Annotated in this window: 19 protein-coding genes; 10 read left to right on the plus strand and 9 right to left on the minus strand. The window is 61.0% G+C overall.

The window, feature by feature from the left end; translation table 11 throughout:
- The first annotated feature begins 7 nt into the window (after positions 1–7).
- On the plus strand, positions 8–427 hold the full coding sequence (locus tag FIU90_RS05040) for a DUF1761 domain-containing protein (RefSeq protein ID WP_152433785.1): 420 nt from the start codon (positions 8–10) through the stop codon (positions 425–427).
- Between the two features lie 5 nt (positions 428–432).
- Here the strand turns inward: FIU90_RS05040 and FIU90_RS05045 are convergent, their stop codons facing one another.
- The 4 genes from FIU90_RS05045 to FIU90_RS05060 form a co-directional block, all read right to left on the minus strand.
- Positions 433–1,539 carry a TrkA family potassium uptake protein gene (locus tag FIU90_RS05045; RefSeq protein ID WP_152433786.1) on the minus strand — a complete coding sequence of 369 codons (1,107 nt, stop codon included), beginning with the start codon at positions 1,537–1,539 and terminating at the stop codon, positions 433–435.
- Positions 1,540–1,562: 23 nt separating this feature from the next.
- Positions 1,563–2,327: a 5'/3'-nucleotidase SurE gene (gene surE / locus FIU90_RS05050; protein WP_152433787.1), complete on the minus strand. Its 765-nt coding sequence runs from the start codon at positions 2,325–2,327 to the stop codon at positions 1,563–1,565.
- The gene (gene serS, locus FIU90_RS05055) at positions 2,327–3,607 is read right to left on the minus strand and encodes a serine--tRNA ligase (protein ID WP_152433788.1); all 1,281 of its coding nucleotides are present in this window, start codon (positions 3,605–3,607) and stop codon (positions 2,327–2,329) included. Before serS ends, surE begins: the two co-directional genes overlap by 1 nt.
- 102 nt (positions 3,608–3,709) lie before the next feature.
- Complete coding sequence (locus FIU90_RS05060; RefSeq protein ID WP_152433789.1) at positions 3,710–3,901, minus strand: DUF2892 domain-containing protein; 192 nt, start codon at positions 3,899–3,901, stop codon at positions 3,710–3,712.
- A 164-nt stretch (positions 3,902–4,065) separates the two neighbouring features.
- On the opposite strand from FIU90_RS05060, the gene FIU90_RS05065 reads away from it, so the two are divergent.
- Positions 4,066–4,425 carry a hypothetical protein gene (locus FIU90_RS05065; RefSeq protein WP_152433790.1) on the plus strand — a complete coding sequence of 120 codons (360 nt, stop codon included), beginning with the start codon at positions 4,066–4,068 and terminating at the stop codon, positions 4,423–4,425.
- Positions 4,426–4,507: 82 nt separating this feature from the next.
- On the opposite strand, the gene FIU90_RS05070 is transcribed toward FIU90_RS05065, so the two are convergent.
- Positions 4,508–6,856: a TonB-dependent receptor gene (locus FIU90_RS05070; protein WP_152433791.1), complete on the minus strand. Its 2,349-nt coding sequence runs from the start codon at positions 6,854–6,856 to the stop codon at positions 4,508–4,510.
- Positions 6,857–6,977: 121 nt separating this feature from the next.
- Between FIU90_RS05070 and FIU90_RS05075 the strand changes: the two genes are divergently transcribed.
- Positions 6,978–7,598, plus strand: coding sequence for a TetR/AcrR family transcriptional regulator (locus tag FIU90_RS05075; RefSeq protein ID WP_152433792.1), 621 nt, complete (start codon positions 6,978–6,980; stop codon positions 7,596–7,598).
- Positions 7,599–7,701: 103 nt separating this feature from the next.
- Complete coding sequence (locus FIU90_RS05080) at positions 7,702–8,148, plus strand: potassium channel family protein (protein WP_172970183.1); 447 nt, start codon at positions 7,702–7,704, stop codon at positions 8,146–8,148.
- Positions 8,149–8,164: 16 nt separating this feature from the next.
- Here FIU90_RS05080 and FIU90_RS05085 read toward each other — a convergent pair whose 3' ends face one another.
- Positions 8,165–10,174: a hypothetical protein gene (locus FIU90_RS05085; RefSeq protein ID WP_152433794.1), complete on the minus strand. Its 2,010-nt coding sequence runs from the start codon at positions 10,172–10,174 to the stop codon at positions 8,165–8,167.
- 187 nt (positions 10,175–10,361) lie between these two features.
- On the opposite strand from FIU90_RS05085, the gene FIU90_RS05090 reads away from it, so the two are divergent.
- Positions 10,362–13,883 carry an AAA family ATPase gene (locus FIU90_RS05090; protein ID WP_172970184.1) on the plus strand — a complete coding sequence of 1,174 codons (3,522 nt, stop codon included), beginning with the start codon at positions 10,362–10,364 and terminating at the stop codon, positions 13,881–13,883.
- On the opposite strand, the gene FIU90_RS05095 is transcribed toward FIU90_RS05090, so the two are convergent.
- From FIU90_RS05095 to FIU90_RS05105, 3 genes are read right to left on the minus strand one after another with little or no spacing between them, the layout of a single operon-like run.
- Complete coding sequence (locus tag FIU90_RS05095; RefSeq protein ID WP_152433796.1) at positions 13,856–14,788, minus strand: polyprenyl synthetase family protein; 933 nt, start codon at positions 14,786–14,788, stop codon at positions 13,856–13,858. The genes FIU90_RS05090 and FIU90_RS05095 overlap by 28 nt on opposite strands.
- Positions 14,789–14,823: 35 nt before the next feature.
- Positions 14,824–17,082, minus strand: a complete 2,259-nt coding sequence (locus FIU90_RS05100; protein WP_172970185.1) for an NAD(P)/FAD-dependent oxidoreductase — start codon at positions 17,080–17,082, stop codon at positions 14,824–14,826.
- 1 nt (position 17,083) lies between these two features.
- Positions 17,084–18,577: an NAD(P)/FAD-dependent oxidoreductase gene (locus tag FIU90_RS05105; protein ID WP_152433798.1), complete on the minus strand. Its 1,494-nt coding sequence runs from the start codon at positions 18,575–18,577 to the stop codon at positions 17,084–17,086.
- Between the two features lie 296 nt (positions 18,578–18,873).
- Here FIU90_RS05105 and FIU90_RS05110 point away from each other — a divergent pair, with 296 nt between their 5' ends.
- The 5 genes from FIU90_RS05110 (at position 18,874) to FIU90_RS05130 (ending at position 25,241) form a co-directional block, all read left to right on the plus strand.
- A complete protein-coding gene (locus FIU90_RS05110; protein ID WP_152433799.1) occupies positions 18,874–20,082 on the plus strand; it encodes an acyl-CoA dehydrogenase family protein in 1,209 nt (402 codons plus the stop codon).
- 29 nt (positions 20,083–20,111) lie between these two features.
- Complete coding sequence (locus tag FIU90_RS05115) at positions 20,112–21,251, plus strand: acyl-CoA dehydrogenase family protein (RefSeq protein WP_152433800.1); 1,140 nt, start codon at positions 20,112–20,114, stop codon at positions 21,249–21,251.
- Between the two features lie 36 nt (positions 21,252–21,287).
- The gene (locus tag FIU90_RS05120) at positions 21,288–22,169 is read left to right on the plus strand and encodes a DUF1295 domain-containing protein (protein ID WP_152433801.1); all 882 of its coding nucleotides are present in this window, start codon (positions 21,288–21,290) and stop codon (positions 22,167–22,169) included.
- A 328-nt stretch (positions 22,170–22,497) separates the two neighbouring features.
- Positions 22,498–24,156, plus strand: a complete 1,659-nt coding sequence (locus FIU90_RS05125; RefSeq protein ID WP_152433802.1) for a PQQ-binding-like beta-propeller repeat protein — start codon at positions 22,498–22,500, stop codon at positions 24,154–24,156.
- 137 nt (positions 24,157–24,293) lie between these two features.
- A complete protein-coding gene (locus tag FIU90_RS05130) occupies positions 24,294–25,241 on the plus strand; it encodes a VOC family protein (RefSeq protein ID WP_172970186.1) in 948 nt (315 codons plus the stop codon).
- Positions 25,242–25,243: the final 2 nt, after the last annotated feature.

Consider the following 25,243-nt stretch of genomic DNA (forward strand, 5'->3'; position numbering starts at 1 on the left):
GGGTTGAATGAACCTGTTCGATGTAAACTGGATCGCCGTGGCCATCGGCGCGGTAATGGGCTTCGTTGTCGGAGGCATTTGGTACGGGCCACTACTCGGCAAACAATGGCTTTCCGCGGTGGGACTCACCGAAGAAGACGTGCAAAACGGCCACATGGCAAGGATTTATGGCGGTGCGTTCCTGCTCTCGCTGCTCATCAGCTGGACGATGGCGCATACATTCCAGAGCTATGCAGTTGCCGGCTCCGACCTTTCAGTATTTGCGAAAGTGATGACCGGTTTCGGGGCAGCGCTAGGCTTTGTCGTCCCGGCGATCGGCATCAACTACCTGTTTTCGCAAAAGACAAAGAAGCTGTTTTTCATAGATGCGGGATACTGGCTGGTGTTCTTCACTGTCGTTGCGACAGTGCACGCATACCTGCCGTAACAGACCTATCCCTCGCTCGAGCCGTGGCCATCGCCTTTCGATGTGCCATTCTCGGTCGGAACGATCTCGACCAGCACATCCCCGGGCTGGAGGTTCTGGCATTCCTCCTCCCAGTAACCGATCGCGCGCCCATTGCGGTAGATGCGAAGACCTTTGCCGCCCGAGCTGAGTTCGCTGATCGACGAGCCGCATTCCTCCTCGGTCACAACGCGTTCGACAAGCTGTACTCGCCCTGTGACCGAGGCCAGGTCGGCGAGGTAATCGGCAATGTGCGCCCCCTGCGCCGATCCTGCGAGAAGCAGCCCGGTAAAGCGCACCGGGTTGATGACATTGTTTGCACCTGCCTGCCGCGCCAACAGTTCGTTGTCGCTCGCACGCACGACAACGCTGATTGGAACGCGCGGCGCAAGATGGCGGACGGTCAGCACGATCAGGATCGAGGTATCGTCACGCCCGGCCGAAACGAGCACGGACTGCGCCGTTTCGATGCGCACGGCTTTGAGCGTTTCGTCCCGGGTCGCGTCGGCGGCAAGGACGTTCACACCAAGCTTTTCAGCGGCGGCAAGCCGCTCTTCGCTCGGGTCGACCACAACGATCTTGCGCGCATCGGTGCCGCGCTCGATCAATTCCTCGACGCTCTCGGAGCCCGACACGCCGTAGCCGAGCACGACCACATGGTCGGACAGTTTTTCCTGAATACGGGCCATGCGGAATTTCTCCCAGCTTCGCTTGATGATGAAGTTGTAGGCGGTGCCAACGAAGATAAACAGGACCGCAAACCGAACGGGCGTGACGATCAGCGCCTCGACCAGGCGCGCGCGGTCGGTGACAGGCGTGATGTCACCGAAGCCGGTCGTGGTGATCGAGATCATCGTGAAATACACGACGTCGAGGAAGCTCACCTCGCCATCCACCACATCGGTCAACCCACCGCGGTCCCACCAATGGATCATCACGACGATGAAAATCAGGAACAGCGCAAGGCCAAGGCGAATGCCCAGGTCGCCCCATACAGGGATGCGCACTGCGCGGCGCAGCGGCTTGAATTTGCGCGCGGCGACGATCTTGTCGGGCCTGGAGGAGAACACGCGGTCGGGTTGCTTTTCTGCCATCGTCTCGCTGCCCCCTTTTGCCCTCAGCTCTCGAACCGCTTCGCCATATCCTCGAGCGAGGAATGGTGTGTCAGATCGAGTTGCAGCGGTGTGACTGCCACATAGCCTTCATCGATAGCTTCGAGGTCGGTGCCGTGGTCGAGCGTGTGCTCGATCGCGTGCAGACCGAACCAGAAATAGCGATGGCCGCGCGGGTCCCTGCCTTCGACGATGGAGCCGCGCGAATAATCGTGAAAGCCCTGCCGGACCACTCGAATGCCTTTTACGTTCTGCGGGCTGCGCGGCGGGAAGTTGACGTTGACGAGCGTACGCTCGTCGAAAGGCGCATCGAGCAAAGGCGCGATGACCTTCGGCCCCCATTCGCGCGCGGCGGCGAACAGGTCCTCGCTCGCCACAGATTCTCTGTTGTAAACTTGGGAGAGCGCAATCGAGCGTACGCCTGCGAGCGCCCCCTCGATGGCGGCGGAGACGGTGCCCGAATAGGTGATGTCGTCGCCAAGGTTTGCGCCGCGATTGACGCCCGACAGGATCAGGTCGGGCGGATCGTCAAGCACTTCGCGCAGACCCATCATCACGCTGTCGGTCGGTGTGCCAGTGACGGCAAAGCGGCGCTCTGCAAATTGCTGGAGGCGGACAGGGTGATTGAGTGTGAGCGAATGCCCCGCACCCGATTGCTCTTCCGAAGGAGCGCAGACCCAGATATCGTCCGAAAACTGCCGCGCGATCTCCTCAAGCACTTCGAAGCCGGGCGCGTGATAGCCATCGTCATTCGTCAGGAGGATGCGCATTATGCGGCGGGCTCGAGCTTCGTCACCCCGCCCATATAGGGCGCAAGCGCATCGGGCACCAGCACGCTGCCGTCTTCCTGTTGGTAGTTTTCGATCACCGCGACGAGGGTGCGCCCGACCGCGAGGCCCGATCCGTTCAGCGTGTGGACGAATTCGGTCTTCTTGCTGCCTTCGGGGCGATAGCGTGCATTCATCCGCCGCGCCTGGAAATCGCCGGTGTTCGAGCACGAGGAAATCTCGCGATAGGCGCCTTGCCCCGGAAGCCAGACCTCGAGATCGTAGGTCTTGCGCGCGCCAAAGCCCATGTCGCCGGTGCATAGCAGCATCTTGCGATAAGGCAGGCCCAGGGCCTGGAGGATCGCCTCGGCCGCCTCGGTCATGCGCTCGTGCTCGGCCTCGCTATCCCCGGGGCGCACGATGCTGACCAGCTCGCACTTCTCGAACTGGTGCTGGCGGATGAAGCCGCGCGTGTCCTTGCCCGCCGCCCCTGCTTCGGAACGGAAGCAAAGGGTGAGGCCGGTGAGCCGCATCGGCAGCGCATCCTCGTCGAGGATCTCGCCCATGACGCTGGCGGTGAGCGAAACTTCGGAGGTCGGGATAAGCCAGCGATCGTCGGTGGTGCGGAAGCTGTCTTCGGCAAATTTGGGCAACTTGTCGGTGCCGTACATGGCCTCGTCGCGCACCAGCACCGGCGGGTTGTTTTCGGTATAGCCGTATTCCTTGGTCTGCCGGTCGATCATGAACTGGCCGAGCGCGCGGTGGAGCCGCGCCATGTCGCCGCGCAGGAAAGTGAAGCGCGCGCCCGAAAGCCTCGCGCCAGTCTCGAAATCCATCCCCAGTGCCGGCGCAATGTCGGCGTGCTCGCGCGGCTCGAAGGCAAAATCGCGCTTTTCGCCCCAGCTCGAGATCTCGACATTGTCGCTCTCGTCCGCGCCATCGGGCACATCGTCCGCGGGCAGGTTCGGAATGCGCGCGAGCATGTCGGTCAGCTTTTCGCCTAGCTCGCGCTCGCGCGCTTCGATTGCGGGCATCTCCTGCTTGATCTGGGCGACCTCGGCCTTCAGTTCTTCGGCCTTGTCCCTGTCACCCTGTCCCATAGCCTGGCCGATGGCTTTGCTCGCCTCGTTGCGGCGGGCCTGCATTTCCTGCAGCCTGGTCGTGAGCGCACGGCGTTCTTCGTCGAGCGCAAGGATTTCCTTGGCCACTGGTCCTTCTCCGCGCCGCGCGAGCGCCGCGTCAAAACCTTCGGGATCGTCTCTGATCAGGCGAATATCGTGCATGGATCGGCGCTATGCCCGCTCGGCAGCGCAAATTCCAGCAGCGATTTGGCTCTTTTCAAGCGCCTAAAGCGTAGACACCGATCTAGCCGCAGTTGCCCGCAGTCAGGTCCGTGAGCATGTATTCACGCCGAGCAACGAATAGGCCGGGCAGCGTCCGGCCAGCCCGGTAATGAGCGGGATCAGGCCGAGCCAGCCCCAAGGGGTTTGCGGTCCGACGAATACGAGAGCGACCAGAACCAGTCCGAGCACGATGCGGATGATCCTGTCTGCATTGCCGACATTGGCTGTGAGCATGGCTATTCTCCTAAGCTGACACTGGCGACAATGCGCTCCGAAGCTTTGCCGGGCATTGATCTGGGTCAATTCTGTGTGAGGCAGACCAAACGACATTCTCGTGCGACAAAATTCGGAACACGAAGGGCCATTCGACCGTTGGTTTGTCAAAGGAGATCAACACCATGCTGAAGAACGTTATCGGAGCCGTGCTCGGCTCAAAACTCGCCCCCAAAAGCCCGACCACCGGCAGTGCAACCGGCGCGATGCTGGCAAGTGCGGTACCATTCGTGCTCTCTCGTTTCAGCATCCCGACGATGCTTGCGGTGGGCGCGGGCGGCTATCTGATCAAGCGCCATCTGGACAAGAAAGCGGCAAATGAGCAGCCGCCAGAGCAAAAGGATGCGCTGAAGTCGAAAGCGACAGGCAAACGCACCAAGACTGCGAAAAAGGCTGTCGATGCAGGGATCGTCAATCCGCCACCGGGCGGCGCGACAAACGGTTCAGGCAAGACCCCCGGCGCCAGCGCAGGCGCTGCGGCCTAAGAACTTAGCGACCCGCGAATGCAAAGGCCCCCGGCTCTCGGATGCGAGAGCCGGGGGCCTTCTCGTCTTGGGGACGACGATTTCAGAAGCTGACTTCGGCGGTGACGAAGACGCGGCGCGGATCGCCGTAGAACCCGGTCAATGTGCCTTCGAGACCGAGCGTGGGCGTGAAGGGTGTGCCCGGCGGGAAACCGCCCGCGACGAAATTGTAGCCCGCGACGATGTATTCCTTGTCGAGCAGGTTTTTCCCGTGCACCCCAATCGAGAACAGCCCGCTGTCGAGCGTGTACACCACGCTCGCATCGACGAGCACGAAGCCGTCCTGATCGAGGAACGGGTTCGGCGCTTCAAACTGGCTGGCATCGGAGCGCAGCGAAGCGCTACCGAGAAAATCGAGCATTCCGTCGGCGACGGGCACGCCGAGCACGAAGCCCATATGCGCGGTAATCTCGGGCGTGTTTTGGAAGACTCGCTGATCCGCGACGTCGTTGCCGAATGCGTCGATGAAGGTGTTGAATTTCGCATCGAGCACGCCGAGCGACCAGTTGACGTTCAGGCGGCTGCGATCGCCGGCAAAATCGCGTCCGACAAGTGCATTCCCCTCGAACTCGAATCCGTTCACGTCTGCGCTCGCCGCGTTCGAAGTTATGCCGATGAAGCTGTCGTTTACTCCGTCGCCATTGGTATCCAGCCCCACGGATCCGGGGATCTGAACATCGTTGTACTGGCCCAGGAAGGCTGCAAGCGCGATGTTCAGCCTATTGTCGAGCAGCGAGGCCTTCCAACCGAGCTCATAACTGTCGACAGTTTCCGGAGCGAAGCGCAGGAATTCGAACTGATCGTCGAAATCCACGTCTCCATCGCCATCGAGATCGGGTGCGGCGGTGGTCTGACCGCGCGGGTCGAACCCGCCGCCCTTGAAGCCCTGCGAGTAGGTGAAATAGAAATTGTGATCGGGCGTCGGCCGGAAGCTGATCGAGGCGCGCGGGTTGAAATCCTCGAACGTCTCCGAGCCTTCGAAATCGCTGGTGACTGCAATCGGGATCGCCGGGCTGTTCGGCACGAACAGGTCGGAGAAACCGCCGATAAAGGTCGTGCGCAGCACGCGGCTGGTGCGCTTGTCGTTGGTGTAGCGCCCGCCGACCGAGATGCTTAGCCTGTCGGTGATGTCGAACGTGAAGTCGCCGAAGACCGACCAAGTCTCGGTCCCGACATCCCCCAGTGTCTGGGCGTTGAGGCCGGGCAGGCTAATGAGGTCTCCGGTGGTGAACAGCGCGACGTCGAACGCAGTGAAGGCGCTTGCGTCGAGATAGTAGAATCCGACCACGCCAGAAAGCCTGTCGCCTTCGTAGAGGAGCTGAAGTTCCTGGCTGAACTGGTCGTTCTCGTAGATTGCAGGAACGTCGAGGTCGGCGGCGGGAAGGCTGTCGAAATCGATCGGGGTCGTCGATTTGTCCTCGCGATATCCGGTGATCGATTTTAGCGTGATCTCGTCGGTCAGGTCGAGCGCGATATTGAGCGCGCCGCCATAGGCCTCGACCTCCTGGTCGACGATGTTGAGCCCTGCGCGGGTGTCGAACACGTCGTCGAGCACCGGTGCGCCGGAGAACAGCCCCGGGATCAGGCGCGAGCCCTGACGCGCCTCGCTGTTATCCTTCACGTAGTCGCCCGACAGGCGGATGAAGAGCGGGCCGCTGTCGAATTCGATCGTGCCGCGTGCTGCCCAGACGTCCTTGTTGTAGTTCTCGGTGCCGAGATTGAGGTTTTCGCCGAAACCGCCGCGCGAGAGGCGCGCGCCGCTTGCGCCGACGTTGAGGCTGTCGGTGAGAGGGGTCGATGCGGTGACGATCAGATCTGCTTGGTCGTAGGAGCCGTAGGTACCGCGAATTTTCAGGCTCGGATCGTCTGGCAACCTGGCGGTCACATACTTGATCGCGCCGCCGATAGTGTTGCGGCCGTAGAGCGTGCCTTGAGGCCCCCGCAGAATTTCGATCCGCTCGACATCGTAGACGTCGAGCACGGCGGCTTGCGGGCGATTGAGGTATACATCGTCGACATACAGCCCGACACCTGCCTCGAAGCCTGCGACCGGGTCCTGTTGTCCGACCCCGCGGATGAAGGCGGTGAGAGTGGTGTTGGTGCCGCGGCTCACCTCGAGCGTGATATTCGGCACCTCCTGAGCGACCTGCGTGAGGTCCTGCACGCCTTTTTGCTCCAGAGCTTCGCCCGAGATCGCCGTGACCGAGAGCGGGACTTCGATCAGCGCCTCTTCGCGCCGACGGGCGGTGACGATGATACCTTGGCCCTGCGTCTCCGCGACGGTCGCTACGGTTTCTTCCTCGTTGTCCTGAGCAGCGACGGGCGCGGCGAAACCGGCAAACGTCGCGCAGCCTGCCAGTAGAACGGCGCGGGTGGCGAATATGGCTTTCATAGTTTGGTCCTCTCCCAAAACCTCTTGGAAGCGAGCAATATTGAAAGTTGAACCAACTTTCAAGTTGGCTATTGTGAAAAGGTCCTGCCTTGCTTAGGCATGGTGCAGGGGAGAGACGGCAATGGCGGCCACCAGGGCTTCGCAGAATGACAGCAGGACCCCGCGCACCGAGCGCGGTCGACGAACGCTTCGCAAGCTGCTCGATGCCTCGGCCGTCGAGTTCGGGGAAAAGGGGTTTCACGAAGCTTCGGTAAGTTCGATCACCCGCAGGGCCGGCGTCGCGCTAGGCAGTTTCTACACCTATTTCGAAAGCAAGGACGCGCTGTTCCGTGCGCTCGTCGCGGACATGAGTGAAAACGTGAAGTCTTCCGCAAGGGCGGCATTGTCGGATGACATGGCGCCGCTCGAGATCGAGCGCGCTGCGCTCGCGGCGTTTCTCGAATTTGCGAGCGAGCACAAGGAGATCTACCGCATCATCGACGAAGCGGAGTTCGTCGATCCGGCAAGCTACCGCGACCACTACGAGACCATCGCAGAACGGATCGAGGCGCGCCTCAAGGCAGGCTCTGAAATCGGTGATTTCCGCGAAGGGCTTGGCGAGGTCGAAGCGTGGGCGATCATGGGAATGAATGTTTTCGTGGGGCTGCGCTATGCCGTGTGGGGCGATGGCGAACGATCCTCGTCGGAGATCGCGGATGCGGTAAACGGGTTGCTAGCCAAAGGAATAGCCGAACGCCGCTGAGCCAGAACGCCTTTGCAGAACGATCCCGCCTTCGATGAAAGGTCTTGCGTACACGCATACCTGTCAGGATAGTCGCGCGGGGCGCGCAGCTAGAGGGGGCACGATGGGCCAGATTGTAGCAGGCATCGCCATTTCGTTCGGACTGGTCGCGGCCAGCCTTTACCTTCATTTCAGGGTCTTGCGAGCGATGAGCCTGCATTTCTCGAAGCCCAAACCCACGATCAAGCGTCCGATGATGATGGTGATGACTGCCATCTTCCTTACACATGTGGCGGAGATCGCGCTGTTCGCCGTCGCTTACTCGATCATGGGATTCGCCGGGCTCGGCCAATTGTCCGGCGCGTACCATTCGACCCCTGTCGATTATTTCTACTTTTCGATCGCGACCTATTCGACCCTCGGCATTGGCGACATTTTTCCAGATGGCGCCATGCGCATGGTGGCGGGTATCGAGGCGCTTGCCGGCCTGCTGCTGATCGCCTGGAGCGCTTCGTTCACCTACCTGATGATGGAGCGATTGTGGGCCAAAGAAAACGGCGAAGAGACTTGATCCGGTTTGGCCATCTTCAAACCGGCACAGTAATGTGCTTGCCGCTGAATACCGATTGCCACGCCTCTATTTCCGACACGACGACGTCGGCGGTCGCATGCGCGAGTTCGGCGACGCGGGCGTAATCCAGCTCGCCGTCAGCCGCACTCTTGAGCAGCTCGATCCTGTTCGCGATGGCCGACAGCCGCTGGTTCGTCACGTCCGAGATCGATGCAAACCGTTCGAAGTCGCCGAAAAACCGCATTCCTGCAATCGCAGCACCGAAGGTCGGAAAGGCCACGCCGAGTACAGTGAACGTCTTGGAGGTCGCTGAGACCAGCTCCGGCTCGACCAAGCCCAGTTTCGATCCAAGTTTCAGCGTCAGATACGCCGCGACCGATAGGATCGCGAGCTTGAAGAGCAGTTCCGAAAGCTCATCGAGCCTGTGATGGACGGTGCGCAGGCGCTTCGCCTTGAGCGCGTGGTAATCCCGCTGAGGCTCGACGTGCTCGTCAAGCAGCAAGGTAAGGTATCTGCGCAGATACTCCGAAGTGATTGTCGTCCGAGGCAGACCTATGCGGCGCAGGCTGTGTCTCGCCACCCACTCGGGCCAGCTCGTTTCGGTACCGGTCGGCCATCGACCCGGTGGGCGCGAAACACCCAGCAGCAGCATGAAAGGGCTGTGCCGGAAATATTCCGCCACGCGGCGCGTCTCGAACCATCGCCCGTGCCAACGGCCGCGCACACCGCGCCAGGTCAAGAGGACGATTGCCAGCAGTACGCCGAACTCGAACAGCGCGAAGATCCATTTGTCGTCGGGATCGACTAACGGCAAGTAAGCAACGCCGCCAACAATCGCGATTGCGGAGAGTAAAAAGCTGATGGTCATGCCGCCGCGGTACCGGTCGGAAAGCTTGGCCGAGATTCCGTCGGCCCAAGCAAAATTGTACAAGGCTTTGGTTTTCAGATCATCGAGATGCTGCCTGTCGACCCCGGGCAGCGCCTCTGCGGTTGCAATCAGCGCGGCGGCGCTTCCGGTACCGATGTCTTCGGGTTTTTCATACGTTTGCTTGATCGAGGCGAAAGCCTTTCCCGCCCCGCCGAAGAGAGTCTCGACGCGTCGGTATCCGTGGCTCGCAGGAGAACTGCGGTCCTCCCATCCAGCCCCGTACAGGGCGGTAAGCCCTTGCTTCGCAGGGCCATTATCGTGCAGCGGCGCATTCGGCAGCATCACGTCTTCCACGATTGCTTCCAATACAGCCTTGCGCCGCTCGGTCGGCGGATCGTGAGACAGGGTCGCGAGCGATTCCGGCGAATGAAGGAACCGCCAATCCTCCGGCCTTTCAGGATCTATCCAAATCACCGGCGATCCCATTTCGAGCGTCTGGGCGATCGTATGGCCGGTTCCGCCAAGACTGGCAGTGGACACTCCGTCCCAGACCCCGACGACGAGATCGGATTGTTCCACTATGATCCGACCGGCCAGCGCCGCGCGTATTGAGCTCTCCACCGTAAAGCGCTGGCTTGCCTGAAAGTCGCTCGGCGCATCGAGCATGGCCAGATAGAGCTTTGCAATCCGCTCGTCCTGGTCGGCGAGAGCAAAGGTGCGCGCCTGATGCGTCATCGCCACGATGCGGTCGGCGCGCGCCTTCGTTTCAGTGTTTGCAGGGTCGTCTCCGGCGAGCAGCGCGCGGGCATCGGCTGCGTCTTCGGGAAGCGAGTTAATCGCAAGATTGAGCCTTTCGCCGAACGGCAGCGGGCTTACGAGTTCCCAGCCTCGCTCGATTGCAAGATATGCCGCAGCCTGGTCCGCGCCATCGACCATCAGCGTGTTGAGCCGCGTGGTGGCGCGCTTCAGCCCGCTGGATTGTCCGTCCGTTTCGGATATGAGCCTGTCGATGCGGTCGAAGATCTCGCCCAGGACCGCCTCTATTCGCCCTTCCTGTGCTGCATATCCGCCATGCGAGAGTCGATGACCGGTAATGCCGATGCTGAACCCTATTTCGGGCAAGGGCGGCGGAGTGACCGCGGGATTGCGCCTAGCCATCGAGACCCCCTAACCACCATTCGACAAAATGCACTGCAGGTTGTGTGGCACATCTGCACGGGATTATGAAACCTTTGCTGCTCGCGGCTTCTGGCAAGGGATGTCGCGACGACTCCCTCGTTGGATAGTTTTGCATTTCCGGGGAATCCCCTATCAGGGGGGCAGTTGGGGAAAACGGGAGGGGCCTGTGAAGGACATATTCCTCTCATATAATCGGGAAGACCAGGCTGCGGCGAACCTGTTCGTCCGCGGCTTTGAGGCTGCGGGCCTCACAGTCTGGTGGGACCGACAGCTGCGCGCTGGCGAGGCATATGACGAGGTGACGGAAAACGCGCTGCGCGACGCGCGCGCGGTCGTCGTCCTCTGGTCGGAAAAGGCGGTTGCGTCGCGCTGGGTCCGTGCCGAAGCGACGCTCGCCCAGCGGTGCGGTACCTTCGTCCCCTGCATGATCGAGCCGTGCGAGCGCCCGATCATGTTCGAGCTTACCCAGACTGAGGATCTCAGCCACTGGGAAGGCGATGCGGACGACGCGGGCTGGAACGCTTTTGTCATACATGTCCGTGACGTGGTTGAGAGGATGAGGCCTACTCAAACCGTGCCTCTTGCGCGGCCGGAAGCGGCAAAACGAACCGCCCCGGCTGGAAGGGTGAGCGAGCGGCGCCAGATCACCTTCGTCTCGGCTGCGCTATGCGAGGGCGATATACTGGCATCGACGACGGATCCGGAGGACTGGGACGAATACCTGACCGAGCTCCAAACCGCATGCCAGCCTGCAATTGAACGCTATGGCGGTGCGGAAGACTGGCGCGGCCACACCCTGACGGTGAGCTTTGGCTATCCGCTCGCGCTGGAGGACGCGGTGCAGCGGGCGATCCTGATGTCCCGCGAGATCTCAACGGCCGCCGCCCAAACCGCCTTTCCCGAAGCGGGGCATGGCGAAGGCGGAAGATCGTTCAAGATCGGAATCCATAGCAGCGACATGCTCGTCACCGATCGGAGCGGAGAGATCGATTTTGTCGGTGACGGCGAGGCAATTGCGAAAGCTGCGCGCGATCATGCGGCAGACGGCGTCATCCTTGTGACCCATGCGGCCAGGGCGCTGACCGTCGGAGGGTTCGCCGTGCAGGAAACCGGGCAATCATCGCATGGCCAGGTCTTGTATGAGGTGTCAGCCGAAACCCCCGAAAGCGATGCCGCGACCAATTGGGAAACAGGAAGGCAAACCGGTTTCGTCGGGCGCGAAGACGAAATGGCATTGCTTGCTGGGCGGTGGAAACGGACGCTCGATGGCGAAGGCCAGTTCGTGTTCATTCGCGGCGAACCCGGGATCGGCAAGTCGCGCCTCGTCGATCAGTTCCGAAGCGAGATCGGGGACACCGAGCATGCGTGGTTCATGCTGCAAGGTTCCTCATTGTTCCCCAATACTCCATATTTCGCTCTGGCGCAGGCGATCCAGCAGGCGATCGAACACGATCCCGGGAGCCCGATCACCGCCTTGTCGCAGTTGATCGAGCGGGTTGGATTCGCCCCCGAGTTACTGCAGGGCCTTGCCGCTACGATCGGCCTCGATGCTTCGGGGAGCGACGCCTCGCCGGAGATCGCCGAAGCGCAACTCTCGCAACTGCCTGCGCAGCTTGCAGGCGCAATCTTCGATCTCGCCGAACGCCGACCGGTCGTCCTGTTCCTCGACGATCTCCAGTGGTTCGACCCATCGTCGCTTGAGCTGGTCCAGATGCTTGTCGAGCAGGGGGACAGCGAGCGACTGATGGTGCTCGGCACCGCGCGGCCCGAATTCAAGCTGCCATGGTCGGAGCGCGACCATCACAGCCGCATCAGGCTTTCGCGACTTTCCAAATCCGAAGTGAAAGACCTGATCGCGCAGGCATCGGGCGAGGAGGCGCTCGATCCCGAGACGTTTCGATCCATCCTCGACAAGGCCGGCGGCGTGCCACTTTTCGCTGAGGAGCTGGCCAAACTTGCCGCGCGGCACGAGCCGGAGGAAGGCGGGAAGCTCCCGCCCACGTTGCGCAGCCTGCTCGCCGCACGGATGGACCGGCTCGGGCCCGCCCGCGAGCTCTTGCAGCTTTGCTCTGTGCTCGGAACGTGTTCCTACGCGTTACTCGAGGCGATGACGGATCTGGAGCCAGCAGAACTGCAGTCGCAACTGCAATTCCTGAGCGAGGAACAATTGCTGCAGGTGCGCGGGGCGCCTCCCCAATCGCGCTATCGCTTCAAGCATGCTTTGCTCCGCGACGGCGCCTACGAGACCCTGACCAAGAAGCGCAGGAAGCTCATCCACGAAGAGGCCGCGAGCAAAATTATCGAGCAGTTCCCCGAAATCGCCGAGCGCGAGAAGGAGCTGGTCGCAAGCCACTGGACCAATGCGGGCAAGTACGAGAAGGCCGTCACTGCTTGGCTCGAGGCGGGGCAGAGGGATTTCGTGCGCGGAGCCAGCCGCGAGGCGGCGGCGCATCTCCGCAAGGGGCTCGACCTGATCGGCAAGCTGCCGGAGGGAAAAGATCGGGACGGGTTAGAGATGGAGTTATGGAGCGCTCTCAACAACGCGCTGCAACAGTCGCAGGGCTACTCCGATCCGCAAACCGTCGAAGCCGCCGACAGGGCGAGGGATCTCGCCAAGAAACTCGGAGTGCTGAGCAAAGTCATCATCGGCGAAGTCCAGTTGTGGCGCGGCATGGTGACGGCGGGCGAATATGAGGAAGCCGATGCGGTCGCCGTTCGGATCAACGAGTTGGCGCAGGACCTCGGTGATGACGAACAGCTCGACTGGATGCCGTTTTTCTCGGCCAATGCACTGATCCAGACAGCCTATTACAATGGTCGCTTGCACGAATTCGAGGCTCCCTATGCCGAGCTCGAAAAGCTGTTCGGACATTACGAGGGCATGTTCAGCGTCAATGACGATGTCGTCGCAATGGGCGTGGCAAGTCTCGCCGCGTGGACATCGGGCCGATCCTCGCTAGCCCGAGAGCGCTCGGCGCAGATGGTCGAAGTCGCAGAGGCCAGCGGACAACCTTATGCGGTGGCCGTCGCGCATCATTTCGCGGGCACGATGATGGCTTTCGATCGCGACATGATCGCCGCGCGCAACCACACGGAGCGGGCGGTGGAGGTCTGCGACAAGAACGGGATCGAATATATCGGCCATCTCGTTCGCGCGAAGATCGGGTGGCTGGGGAGTGATGCCGCTCCTTCGGCAGAGAACATCCAGCGCATGCGCGGCATCCTGGACGCGATGATTGCGATCAATGCCCGCGTCGGCCTTGTCATCAACATGAACCGGCTTGGGATGGCGCTCGCTGCGCGCGGAGAGATCGAAGACGCATACAAAGTGGCGTGCGAAGCGCTTGAGGCGAACCCGCAGGAGAGGATCGTCCGGCCCGAAACGCTTCAGATCAAGGCTAGGCTGGAGATGGAACTTGGTCGCCGCGAGGCAGCGGAAGCAGATCTTCGCGAAGCGATAGAACTTGCCGAGGAGATCGGAGCGATGGCCTTTGATTTGTCCGCATCGGTCGAACTCACCGAATACCTCCTGGGTGCCGGTCGGCAGGAAGAGGCGCATGCAGTTCTGGCGCGGGTGCTGGATCGCTGCAAGTCTGATATCGATACGCCGGTACTGGAAGGCGCGCAGGCTCTTCTGAAAAAGCTACAAGGGGCAAAGCCTCAGCGCTTGGACAGTTCCCGAGTGTAATCGATCAGCGCTTCGAGCACCCGTGGGTGCTCGGTATGGATTTGCGCTTCCCATTTCGCGTCACGCGCAAGCCCGTCGAGATGTTCCTCGGCATCGGGCAGTCGCCTGAGCATCTCTTCCTTGATCGCTTCGAGGTCGGCGGCGCTCGGTTCATCCTTGCAGAATATCTCGCAGATATCGCGGTTCTGGATTGCAAGCGCTGCGGGGAGTGTGAGGATTCCATCGCGCAAGTCTTCCTCGCCGCCGCCGCCAAGGGATTCCAGTCCCTGGACATCCCCCACGTCGTCACAGCCATGGTAGAGCATTCCGATCAACCGGCCGAACTGCCGCAGCTTTTCGTCGCGCGTCGCAAGGCAGGCGCAGGTCTCGAACATCGAGCCGGTGTCCTCTCCCGCAATCTCCTCCCAGTCGGATACGCCAAGCGGTTGCCTGCGCAGGCGCCACTGCGCACATTCGGCGACGCCAAGACGACGCAGGAGTGCAGCGAACAGGCGGATGTCGTGCGGGTCTTGTGCCGACATCGCAAAGCCATCGGCTACGATATAGCCCGACGCCATCAGCGCTGGCAGCATCCCGAACCGCGCATGAAGGGTCGCCTTGCCCCGGCGTGCGTCCGAATGATCGAGGATATCATCCACCACCAATGTCATGTTGTGCATCATTTCGAGCACCGCGGCGGAACGGATCATGGTGTCGGGTATGGGCACGTCGCCATGGGTCGCTTGAAAGCAGCCGAATATCGTGAGAGGCCTGAAGTATTTCGATCCCGCGACAAACTGCCAATCGAACAGTGGCTGCATTTCATCCGACGTGCCTGCAATCCATTCATCTAAAACCTTGCGCAGCCGGTCCATCTCCTTCTCGAAACCGAGGTCGCTGACGATGTTGGCGGTGATCGTATCCAACTGAGATCCTTTCCCTGTCGCGTCGCGCGCTGCGCTCAGCGCTTGACCCGGTGGCGGCGCCTGCGCGGCTGATTCCCGCGCGAGCGACGGTTGGCGTAACCTTCGACAAGGCTTTCACCCAGCCTCAGCCCCTTACCGATTAGATTGACCGCAATATCGACGACATCGTCGACTGCATCATGTTGCCTGACGGTTTCAGCCTCGCTCCCCCGACCGTGCGGGTCTTCGCGGCCCGAGGCATATTCCAGCACCTCGAGCGCGACCTTGAGGATTGCTTCGGGCAGGCCGATGACGTGATCGTGGTCATACTTCGGATCGACCATCTCCTCGGACTGCAGACGCGGCCCACCCTCGCCTCGGCCCCCCGCCATCGGAAGATACATGATCCGTCCGCCGAGGGGATCCTCGTTGTTCTCGCCGATCAGTGAGCGCCCAAACCAGTACGCCGCCTTCCACCAATCGATCGTGAATTGCAGCGGAATAAGCAGGCAATATTCGGCCATCGTGAACTCGTTCTCGCCGATCGAATGTTCGCCTTCTTCCATGCGCTTCTTCCACTGGTCGTAAGCCGCCATGGCATAAGCGACATAGGTCGCGGGCAGGTAGAACAGCGCGGCAAATCGAAGTGTCGCGGTGCTGTAGACTGTATGGGGCACGATCTCGATCGGTGCTCCGCGACGCGCGTGACCGTTGAGTATGGCGTCCTGCGCCTGGATTGCGGCAGCCGCCTGAATTCCCCCTTGGATAGCGCCTTCGACCGTCGCCATGTCGGTATCGGTCCGCACGCAGTCGCCCGCAAAGACGAAGCGAGGCAACGCATCCTCGTAGAGAGTTTGCGGCCTATGCGCCCAACTCCCCGTGTCGTTGAGGAACAGCTGGTAGTGTTTGTTCGAACGGATCCAGCTCTTGTGCCAGTCGACATCGCTGTCCTCGTCCTTCCAGTGCTTTCCGGGATTGAACTCGGGAAAGAATTCGGCGAACTCCTGCAGCATCAGCTCGCCCTGCCGCTCCAGCTCGACCGAGGGGATTGCGGCGCCCTCGGAAGCCGCGAGGACGAGGGCGGTTTTGCCGTCGAAATCCTCGTCCCGCCAGAGCTGCGAAATGTCCAGCACCGTCAGGCCGTATTTCGAGCCTGCGAGCGCGATGTGATCGCTGGGGAAATCATCCAGCTTGCGGTTGAGATAAAGGTCGACGACCGGGATCGAAACCGACGAGAGCTTTTGCATTTCTGCTAGCTCGGGCAGGCGATCGATTATCCGCCGCCCCTCTCTTCCCCGAGGGGCGCCCAGGATCATGTCGCAGCACTTGGTTACCGGCAGCGCCATGACCGCGTAGTCGAAAATCTCGGATTCCACATCGTTCTCGTTCTTCTCGAGACGGTCGGAATCGTGCTCCAGGTGATCGTCGAGGCTGTCCCGGAAGAATATCTCGGGCCGGTCGTCATCGTTGCATAGCCTGACCGCCGTAATCTCGGTCTTGAGCCTGATCGAACAACCGGCGTCATTTAGTGCGTCTACAAATGGCGCGTTGAGCCCGTCTTCCAAGCTTGCCTTCATCAGGAAGTTGAAGGGCGCGTGGTTGGGAAACGAGAATGTATGACGCAGGAAATTCTGGTATGTCGCTGCGGCGGTCCACGCGCTCGGGATCGACCAGATCAGGGTGAGCAGATAGTTCTGCATCGCCGCGACATCCTCTGTGCCGTACCCGCGCGAAAAGATGAACCCGTTGACGCTGAGCATCTCCATCAGGTCGACGCCCTTGCGGTTGAACGGGTGCGCGGCGAGATCGAGTGCGGAATAGCCGAGTAGCCACATCTCGGCCGGGCTGAGCACACCCGATTTGAGGTTCTCGATCGCTGCTTCGATAGAAGTGGCGTTCAGCAGGGTCTTGAACTCGGTTTCACCCTTCTGGAGCACCTGGCTTCCAGCGCGCGGCTCGAACATCGCCTCCTTGTCGCCGCCCAGCTCTTCTTCGAAGAGGTGCCAGAAATTGTCGTACCAGGAACAGAACATGTGCGGGTAAACGTCGTGCTCGACGCCATTGATCTCGCGCGACGAAGTGTTGCCGCCGAGCCGTTCTTGCATCTCGAAGATGGTTACGTCGAAGCCCGCGCGAGCCAGTTTCAGCGCCGCCGTCATTCCCGAAATCCCGCCGCCAAGCACAGCGACGCGGTTTCCCTCATTGCGGGTACGGCGAGCGCCGCGCTGGGTCGATGCCTTCGTCTTTTTGGACTTTGCCTTGGATGCGGAGGACTTTTTCGCTGGACGTTTCTTCGTGGACGCTGCCTTTGCCATCTTATCCCCCAATCCACTCGAACGGCCCGCGCAGGCGCGGATTCTCGGCCATTGCGAAGGATTTGCGCAGGTGACCGACCGACCGCACGATGTCGCCCATCCATCCGCGATGCCATGCGGGGTCGTCCGCGAGCGAGGCCTGCCAGCCCCTGCGGAACGCCGCGAGATCGCCGCCAAGTCCATCCGCAGTGAGCCCGCGCCCCGAAACGATATTCACGATCTCGGCGGCCCCGCCGCGAAACACATGCTCGAACAGGCTGCGCCAGATTTGCGCGGCCATCGCGAGCGGCTGGACGTTGAGCCCGCCGAACGCGGTGCCCGAGATCTCACCGAAGCTGCGTTCCTGCTGCGCCTTTTCAAAACCCTGCCGGGTGGAGCGGAAGCCGAATTCGGAGAAATGCCGGTTGCGCAGGATCGTCGCGCAGAAGCACAGGTAGCGCATAGCGGGATCGAAATAATCCCGGAAATCCTCATCGAAAGTCGCGAGGTCTTCCTTTTCGAAACGACCCGCTTCAAGCGCTTCGAGCAGCGTTGCCGAGCCGATGATCGAGGATTCCATGCCTTGCGTAATGCCTTCGCCGGTCATCGGATCGACGAACCCTCCAGCATCGCCGACCAGTATTCCGCCTGCAAAGTGGTTCTCGCGGATGCCGCCATACATGTGGACCGATCCGCCGAGCGGTTTGCTGGCCACCTTCGACACCGTGCAACCGGGGTGCCGAAATTTGAGCCGGGAAACCGCATCGCGGAAACTCTGCTGGACGGACAGGTCGAACCGGTCGCAGGTTTCTCCCAGGAGGCCGACGCCCATATTCGCACGGCCGCCTTCCATCGGGAACATCCATCCGTATCCCGGATAGTGATCCTCGTCGAACCAGATGGTCGCCTCGCCGCCATCAACGTCGATGTCCTCGATGTAGACCCGCTGCGAGACGCCGATATGCTTGCGATCCTCGCGTCGCAACCCGAAAGCCCGCGCGACCACGGACTGTACCCCGTCCGCACCGACAACGAGCGGTGCGGTGAGCGTAAAGGTGCTGTCCTGATCCTTTACCTCTACGTGCATCTGGCCCTTGTCGCGAGTGACGTCGCGTACTGTCGCGCCGTAAATCACGTTCGCGCCGGTTTTCTCGGCATTCGACAGAAGCACCGTGTCGAGTTGATGCCTGGGGATGATGTAGCCGTGCGGCGGCATGCCGTGCGCGCCATCGTAGTAGGGAATCTCGCCGCGATAGGGCATGCGCGGTCCGAAATAGACTCGGTTGCGGGTGATCGGCAGCCTGCGCGGCAAGTCGAGTTCCTCAGTGCATCCCATCACGTCGAGGATCCGCATGCCCGCCGGCTCTACGAAATCGCCGCATACTTTCTCTCTTGGAAAGGTGGTGCGCTCGATCACTGCAACGCGGACGCCTTCGCGTGCCAAAGCCCACGCCATGGCCGAGCCCGCCGGACCACCGCCGACGATGATGGCATCGAACTGAGATTTTCCCGTCATTCATTCTCCGATACTAGAGCACTAGCAAGCGGAGCGACCACGAGGGTCACGTTACGCTGCGGCAATGCCATTGCAAGGGAATTCCGGTTTGCACACAGGCGACTGCGCGGACTGCTGCCCCGGCTGGTGGACGCGTCGAGCGACCAAAACGGGAGCGCCGTTGAAGCCTGAACCAGACGCATCCGATCGAACTTGCAAACCGTTACTTGCAATCACACCGCCATTTCGCCTTTAAGTCCGCATGGCGGCGTGACACAAAGAAGCCCGAACACCGATCATCCCTGGAGCCAGAGCCAATGAACCTTGAATTCACCCCGGAAGAGCAGGCATTTCGCGAAGAAGTCCGTCGCTTCATCGAAGAGAACCATCCCAAGCATCTCGAAGGGATGGGCAATCGCGAAGACATGTCGCCCGAGGACATGACCGCATGGCACAAGATTCTGGGGAAGAAAGGCTGGTCTGCGCCCGCATGGCCGGTCGAATATGGCGGGACAGGCTGGACGCCTACCCAGCGCTACATCTGGTCGGAAGAAAATGCGCGTGTCGGCACGTTCATGCCGCTGCCGTTCGGTATCGCGATGGTCGGGCCGGTGATTTACACCTTCGGAAACGAGGCGCAGAAGCAGCAGCATCTTCCCGGCATTCTTTCGGGCGACGTGTGGTGGTGTCAGGGTTATTCCGAGCCGGGCGCGGGGTCCGACCTCGCCTCTCTCAAGACGACCGCAGTTCGCGACGGCGACCACTACATCATCAACGGCCAGAAGACCTGGACGACGCTGGCTCAATATGCGGATTGGGGCTTTTTCCTTTGCCGCACCGATCCCGATGCCGCAAAACCCCAGGAAGGCATCAGCTTTATCCTGATCGACATGAAGACGCCGGGCGTCGAGGTGAAGCCGATCAAGCTTCTGGATGGCAGCTATGAGGTCAACGAGACGTGGCTCACCGACGTGCGGGTGCCGGTCGAAAACCTCGTGGGCGAGGAGAACAAGGGCTGGACCTACGCCAAGTTCCTCCTCGCGCACGAGCGTTCCGGCATTGCCGGTGTCGCACGCTCGAAGCGCGCGGTGGAAAAGCTGCGCGAGATCGCTGCGGCGGAAATGCTCGATGGCGAACCGCTCATCAATGATTTCGATTTCGCCCGCAAGGTGAGCCAGCTCGAAATCGATCTTGCAGCGCTTGAAATCACGGAACTACGCACACTTGCAGGCGAACAGGCAGGCAAGGGGCCGGGGCCGGAAAGCTCGATACTGAAGATCAAGGGTACCGAGATCCAGCAGCGGCTGACCGAGCTGACGCTCGAGGCGGTCGGCACCTATGGAGCGCCGCTTTACGGCAATATCGCCAATGTGCCGGGCGATGCGGGCTCGAACCAGTATCCGGTCGGGCCGGACTATGCCCGGCATGCCGCCGCGACCTATTTCAACATGCGCAAGACCTCGATCTACGGCGGATCGAACGAAATTCAGCGTAACATCATCACGAAAATGATCCTCGGCCTTTAAGACAGCCGAGCGACACCCGGAGAGAACAATTGGACTTCAATTTCACCGAAGAACAGGAAATGGTGCGCGACGGTCTCTCGCGCTTGGTTCGCGAGCAATATGACTGGGAAACGCGCCGCGCCGCGATCGCAAGCGATGCGGGATGGCGCCCGGAAATCTGGGCGCAGCTTGCCGAACTCGGCATCCTCGGCATGCCCTTCAGCGAAGAGGATGGCGGCTTTGGCGGCGGCGCAGTCGATGCGATGATCGTCATGGAAGAATTCGGCAAGGGGTTGGTCGTCGAGCCCTTCGTGCCGACGGTCGTGTGCGCGGGCGGTTTCCTGAAGCACGCGGGCACGCCGGCGCAGAAGGAAGAACATATCGGCGGGATCGTCGATGGCAGCCGTGTTTTTGCATTCGCCTATGCCGAGCCGCGCGGGCGTTATGATTATGCCGATCTTGAAACGACCGCGAAGAAGGATGGCGATAGCTATGTGCTGAACGGCCATAAGGCGGTCGTGATCGGCGCGCCCTGGGCGAGCCACCTGGTGGTCACCGCGCGAACGTCGGGTGAACGGCGCGACCACGACGGTGTATCGGTCTTCGTGCTTGCTAAGGACACCGAGGGCGTGGTCACCCGCGACTATGAAACGGTCGATGGACGCCGCGCATCGGAAGTCTACTTCGAGAATGTCTCGCTTCCTTCCGATGCTCTCATCGGCGAAGAAGGGGCTGCGCTGCCGCTCATCGAACGCGTGACCGACGAAGCCATCGCAGCGCAATGCGCCGAGGCATGCGGCGCGATGAAGGTCGCGCATGCCATGACCCTCGAATACTCCAAGCAGCGCAAGCAGTTCGGCGTTCCGATCGGCAAATTCCAGGTGCTCCAGCACCGCATGGTCGACATGTACACCGCCTATGAGCAGTCGGTTTCGCTTACATATCTCGCGACCCTGCGCCTCAACGCCTCGGAAACCGAGCGCAAGCGTGCCGCTTCGGCCGCGAAAGTGGGCGTCGGGCAAGCGGCACGCCTGATCGGTCAGGAATCGGTCCAGATCCACGGCGGCAACGGCGTGACCGACGAATATGCGATCGGCCACTATTTCAAGCGGCTCACGATCTTCGAATCCGAGTTTGGCGACGTCGATCACCACATGAAGCGGCACGTTTCGCTCGCTTCGCAACGCTAAGGGCGCGGAGCCGGGAACGGGCAAGGGGGAAAGCAGATGGACTTCAAGCACGCTCCGCGCAGCTTTCTTATCGTCCTGATCGCTGCTGCACTCGGGCTCGGATTTGCCTACCTGCTCGGAAGCGGCAGCGTCGCGCTGGCAGGCTGTTCCGCCGTATTCGTGTGCGCGCTTGTCGCGTTCGCGGTGAACTGGCTGGCCTTCATTCCGGCAGCGATTGCACAAAGCGATCGCTTGTACGACACGATGGGCGCGGTCACCTATCTCTCGGTGATCGCGGTCGCCTGCTATGCCGCATGGCCTCTCGACACGCGCGCCATGGTAGTGGCGGCGATGGTATCGATCTGGACCATCCGCCTGGGAAGTTTCCTGTTCAGAAGAATTCATGCCGCAGGAGGCACCGATGAGCGGTTCGCGAAGATCAAGGTCAATCCGCCGCGCTTCCTCGTCGCATGGACCTTGCAGGCAGTGTGGGTGATTTTCACCGCTTCGGCCGCCCTGGTCATCATTACCACCGAGGACACGCAGCCACTTGGCCTATTCTTCTGGGCGGGGGCCGCGCTGTGGTTCATCGGCTTCATATTCGAGGTTGTCGCGGACGAACAGAAACGCCGCTTCAAGGCCGACCCCTCCCACAAGGGTCGCTTCATCAGATCGGGTCTCTGGGCATGGTCGCAGCATCCGAACTATTTCGGAGAGATCACGCTTTGGTTCGGCATTCTCGTAATCGCGCTCCCATTGCTTGCGGGCTGGTCTTACCTTGCAATCATCTCGCCGATTTTCGTCGCGCTGCTGCTCACGAAGATCAGCGGCATCAACCTGCTCGACAGTATCGCTAAAAAGCGCTGGGGCGAAGATCCGGAGTTTCGGGAGTATACAAGCAAGACACCGGTTCTCTTTCCCAAACCGCCCGCACGGTAACGGGAACGAGCCAAATTACATTCCCACATCCTGTCTAATGGGCCCTGCCTAGAACCCCTCGCCGGGGCTGGATCGCGAGGCTTCTCTTCATTCGCTTGGCAATCGTGGTGCCATCCTTTATTGAAACCTTCGTCAATAAGGGAGTGCCACCATCCGCCGCCTACTCTCAATATCCTTGTTCGCATTGGCGGGTTGTACCGCGAGCGAAGATGCTGCGCCGCTGGCTCTGGGCGAGAGTGGGCAATCCGCTCACGCCGAAGCGCTCTATGTTGCCAACTGTGCGAGCTGCCATGATGGGAATGTGGCTGGCGCACCAAATCGGCAGGCCTTGTCAGCTCTTAGTCCCTCCACGATCCTCGATGCGCTGAACACTGGCGTGATGAAGGAGCAGGGAGCAGCGCTGGACCGGATCGACCGCATTCTGCTGTCACAGCATCTGGGCAATGAGGCGGCAGGCTCCGATGTCGCCGTCGATTATTGCGAAGGTGACCTTACCTTTTCCGGTTCGCCGAAGTGGAACAGGTGGGGCGCCAATGCGCAGAACACGCGCTTCCAACCTGCCTCGGCCGCGGGAATCCGCCCTGAAGACCTTCCGGATCTCGAGCTTGCCTGGGCTTTCGGATTTCCGGGGGCTCAGCGCGCGCGTTCCCAGCCGGCCGTTACCCGAGAGGCCATCTTTATCGGGAGCCAATCGGGCCGGGTCTATGCGCTTGATACCAAGACAGGCTGCGCATGGTGGACATACGAGGCGGGAGCGGAGGTGCGCAATGCGCCCGTGATCCAGACCGGACCCGGCGGCTTGCCTGACGCGATCTATTTTGGCGACTTCGAGGCGGTTGTTCATGCCGTGGACGCGCGCACGGGCAAGCTGCGCTGGAAAAAGTCAATCAAGGACCACCCGGACGGAACGATTACAGGGAGCATCGCGCTCCACGAGAACACTCTGTTCGTTCCCATGTCGTCAACCGAGATCGTCAGCGCCTATGTCGATGACTATGCCTGTTGCACCTTCCGCGGTGGAGTAACGGCACTCGATGGTTCGGATGGTTCGACCAAGTGGCGGTGGCATTCTGTTGGTAAACCGCGCAAGGTCGGGATGACGAGCGCCGGAACGGATATTCTTGCGCCAAGCGGTGCGCCGGTATGGTCGACCCCGACCATCGATCGAAAGCGTGGACTGCTCTATGTCGGTACCGGGGAGAATTACTCATCTCCTGCCAACGACAAGAGCGATGCGATCGTGGCGCTCGAACTGGCTTCGGGACGAGAGCGCTGGATCATGCAGGCGACCCCCGGGGATGCCTGGAATGCGGCATGCGGCCGCGAACCCAAGCCCAATTGTCCTAGCGAAGACGGACCCGACTTCGACTTTGGCGCGCCCCCGATGCTCGTAGACGTCGCTGGCGGTGGGCAGATATTGCTCGCCGGTCAGAAGTCGGGCGAAATCTTCGGCATCGATCCGGACAATAGTGGCAAGATCCTCTGGCGCCGCCGCGCGGGAATGGGTGGTTTCAATGGAGGCGTCCACTGGGGCATGGCCAGCGATGGCGCGACTTTGTGGGTCGGCATCGCGGACACGCCGGGCAACCGGTTTGCCGAAGGTCCTCCGCGTCCAGGAATTCATGCCTTCGACCCCGAAACAGGCGAACCCCAGTGGTCGCGGATCGAACCCAAAACCTGTGACGAGGTTGCCTATAAGTGCATGACCGCGCTTTCAGCTCCCCTGTCGGCGACGCCCGGACTGGTGTTTGCCGGGGCGCATAACGGGCATTTGCTTGCCTATTCCAGCCAAGATGGAGCCGTGCTGTGGAAGAGAGAGACAAATCGCTCCTTCGAAACAGTCAACGGGGTCGAGGCCAAGGGTGGCTCGATCGACGGTGCTGGAGTCGTGATTGCAGGCGGAATGGTGATTGTGAATTCGGGCTACGACAAATTCGGAGAAATCCCGGGCAATGTGCTTCTCGTCTATCGAAAGAAGGTGAGATGATGCGCGGGCGTCTGTTGATCGTTTTGATCGCGGCAACGCTATCGGCTTGCATCCCTGTTTCGGTCGACGGGTCAGCTACGCCAGTTTCCCAGGCGTCTCCCGAGGCCATTCGTGGAGTTCACAATGTGGGCATAACGGTGTCCGATATCGACGATACGCTCGCTTTCTATAGCGCAGTCGTGCCGTATGAATTGGTCGATAGGCAGCGGGTCGATGCCAAACTCGTTCCGAAAGAAATACTCGGCAAGCGCGAAGGGGAGATCGAGATCGCGCTGGTGTGGACCCCGACGGTTTTTCTGCGGCTGATCGATATCGATCCGGAAACCAAGGCGGCATCCAATCGACGTCCCGCCACCGGCCCGGGCTATACGCATATCTGCTTCCAGTCGCCCGCCGACGCTCCCAAGTACGGACCTTTCAAGGATGGCGGCCTCGATATGCTGTCGCGCGGCGATGGCCCGGTCGACCTCGGAGGTTATGGCGTAACTTACGCCTATGGGTTCGATCCTGACGGCATCATGATCGAAATGGAACAGGTCGACCGGCCGCTGATCGAGGCCTCTGGGTACATGGGGCAACAACGGCTGCGTCATGAGGCCTGGATTACTCATCTCGCAAATGTCACGGCGGTGAAGCCTGCAATGGTCGAATTCTATCGCGGAATCCTTGGCTATGGACCCCAGCGCGAGATCCCGCCCATGCGTCGCAAGACTTTCGACAACGTCGTAGATATCGACGATGTTGAAATTTCTGCGAGCTGGTTCGACGTTGGAAACATTCAGCTGGAGTTTTGGCATTACTCCCAACCCGAGACGCCGTTGCGCCGCGAACCTCGCAAGCTCGACGAGATTGGCTACAACGGCTTCGCTTTCGAGGTCACTGATCTGGACGGGACGATCGCCCGGTTGCGCGGCCTAGGGATGGAGTTCGCAACCGACCCCTTCGAACTCGCCGGCTGGCGGATCGCGTTTGCGCACGATCCTGAAGGAAACTTGCTTGCCTTCCAGCAACGCGACACGGCCCGGCCGGAATTCTCGATTGAGGACATGCGATGGTTCGCGCTAACGCGCTCGCCGGAGCCATGATA

This window comes from Erythrobacter sp. THAF29, assembly GCF_009363635.1.
Taxonomy (GTDB): Bacteria; Pseudomonadota; Alphaproteobacteria; order Sphingomonadales; family Sphingomonadaceae; genus Erythrobacter.